This window comes from Haladaptatus sp. (genome assembly GCF_049589095.1).
Taxonomy (GTDB): Archaea; Halobacteriota; Halobacteria; order Halobacteriales; family Haladaptataceae; genus Haladaptatus.
The window spans coordinates 1-2,102 of the sequence record NZ_JBAWAC010000557.1 but is presented as its reverse complement, the minus strand read 5'-3'; the positions used below and the strand labels follow the sequence as shown (position 1 = coordinate 2,102).

Genomic DNA, 2,102 nt, shown 5'->3' with positions numbered 1-2,102 from the left:
AGCTCATTATTTGTCTTTCAGAAACGGTGTGCTCTCAATCTTTGCTTTCTTCGACTGTCCACGCACCATCACCCGGATGACGGTTCCGGGGTCGGCGTAGTCGGTCGGAACGTAACCCAATCCGATCGGTTCCCCGAGCGTCGGGCTCATCGTCCCGCTCGTGACTGTCCCGATGATGGTGTCCTCGGTGCTGGTGATGTCGTAACCGTGCCGGGGGACGCCTCTATCCACGAGTCGGAAGCCGACAAACGTCTCCTCGACCCCTTCCTCCTTCACTCGTTCGAGCGCGTCACGTCCCACGAACTCGGTATCGAGTTTCACCGTGAAACTTACTTTGGCTTCGTACGGGTTTCGGGGGTCGTTCTCGTAATCGAAGTCCTGCCCGGAGAGGAGGAATCCCATCTCGGTTCGGAGCGTGTCGCGCGCACCGAGCCCGCAGGGTTGACAGTCGAACGTGTCCCAGACCGTCTCGGCCTCGTCCGACGGAAGGATCAGTTCGAATCCGTCCTCGCCCGTATATCCGGTGCGGGCGATCCAAGACCGAACGCCCTCGACGGTGGCGTAGGTCGCCTCGAACTTCGAGAGGTCGGACACGGATTCGGCGGTGTCGTCGTCGACGGCACCGATGACCGCATCGGCGGCATCCGGTCCTTGGACCGCGTACATCGCGTAATCGTCGGTCGCGTTGCGGATTTCCGCGTCCAAGTCCCACTCGGTGCGGAACTGTTTCCAGCGGTCGTGCATCTGTTCGTCGTGACCGGCGTTGGGGATGAACAGGAACTCCGCATCGTCGTCCTCCGGGAGGCGATAGACGACGGTGTCGTCCATGATGATACCGTCCTCGTCGGTTATCATCGCATACTGGGAGTCACCCGGCGACAACAGGGTCACGTCGTTGGTCGTCAAGCGTTGCATGAGGCGCTCGGCATCGGGTCCACTGACCTCTATCTCACCCATGTGAGAGACGTCGAAGATGCCGACGGACTGCCGGACGCTTTCATGTTCTTTCGTTATCGAATCGAACTCGACAGGCATGTCCCAGCCGCCAAATTCGGTAAACGTCGCGTCCCGCTCGTCGTGTCGGTCGCGCAACGGCGGTTTCCGAAGGGGCATACCCGAACCCTCGAAGCGAAGGAAGTAATGTTTTGGTTTCTCCCCCGGGGCTGCCGGTGGGTGTTAGAACAGTTCGGTGACGATTTTTACGCCGGTTCGACGACAATCTGCCCGTCGCGTTTCTTGAACACGAGTCGGTCGCCCTCCTCTACCTCCACACCTGCTTCCTCGAACTCCTCACGAACCGCCTTGATGAGACTGATTCGCCACCGCTGTGTCACCGTCGTCGTGCCGAGTATCTGCTCAGTCATCTACTCCCCCCAAGGCAATCGGTATTGTTATGGATTCTTAGCTATTTCGACTAGATAGTCATAAATGACTATTTCGACACCGGCGATGGTCCGTCGAGCACACGATTCCGATGCCGTGAGCATTCTCGTCCGCGGTCGGCGCGCGCCGCTCGATGACTTCGATTCCGTCGCAACGTTCGATGCGGGCGCTATCGCCATGCACGAATGGAAGCACACCTACCTGCCGTTGTACGTAACGACTCCGACGAGCAGCGGGCGAGTACGAACGCGATTCGACACGCGAACCGTTCCGGACGCTATCGAACACGTGAAGCAGTTGCTCTCCAAGCGGGACTTCGAGGGGTTTTGGCTGCGCTATCACGCGGGGCTCGTCAACTGCTGGCACGAACGTCGTGTCGCCCACCTCGAAGCTCGATTCGCGACCATCGCGGCGGAAACCGGCACGACGTTCGTCACGTGGACCGACGAGACGACGAGCGCAAACGAGGCTATCTACGACGAAATTTACGAGGGAGTCATCGAGTCCTAAAGCCGGGTGAACAGTCGCGTCGGATCACCCTCGACGTCCGTACTCCCGCATTCGGGACACTGGACACAGAACGACCAGTCGAGCGGCGTGTCTTCCGCGCCCGTTACGCGGGCGGCGAGGTCGAACAGCAAAACGAACGAATCGGAGTGTCCACAGTTCTGGCAATTCATGGTGGCAAGGCCGACGGGTACGTTCACGATGTCGGCCAT

4 protein-coding genes are annotated in these 2,102 nt (G+C 59.6%); 1 reads left to right on the top strand and 3 read right to left on the bottom strand.

Annotated elements, in window-relative coordinates; translation table 11 throughout:
• Nucleotides 1-6: 6 nt before the first annotated feature.
• Both gcvT and WBV42_RS17620 read right to left on the bottom strand, forming a co-directional pair.
• Nucleotides 7-1,113, bottom strand: coding sequence for a glycine cleavage system aminomethyltransferase GcvT (gene gcvT, locus WBV42_RS17625; protein WP_423987184.1), 1,107 nt, complete (start codon nt 1,111-1,113; stop codon nt 7-9).
• Between the two features lie 86 nt (nt 1,114-1,199).
• Nucleotides 1,200-1,364, bottom strand: a complete 165-nt coding sequence (locus WBV42_RS17620) for a hypothetical protein (RefSeq protein ID WP_190303723.1) — start codon at nt 1,362-1,364, stop codon at nt 1,200-1,202.
• A 64-nt stretch (nt 1,365-1,428) separates the two neighbouring features.
• Between WBV42_RS17620 and WBV42_RS17615 the strand changes: the two genes are divergently transcribed.
• Nucleotides 1,429-1,893, top strand: a complete 465-nt coding sequence (locus WBV42_RS17615; protein WP_423987183.1) for a hypothetical protein — start codon at nt 1,429-1,431, stop codon at nt 1,891-1,893.
• On the opposite strand, the gene WBV42_RS17610 is transcribed toward WBV42_RS17615, so the two are convergent.
• A partial coding sequence (locus WBV42_RS17610) for a hypothetical protein (RefSeq protein WP_423987182.1) occupies nt 1,890-2,102 on the bottom strand: 213 nt, incomplete at its 5' end. The two genes, WBV42_RS17615 and WBV42_RS17610, sit on opposite strands and share 4 nt — an antisense overlap.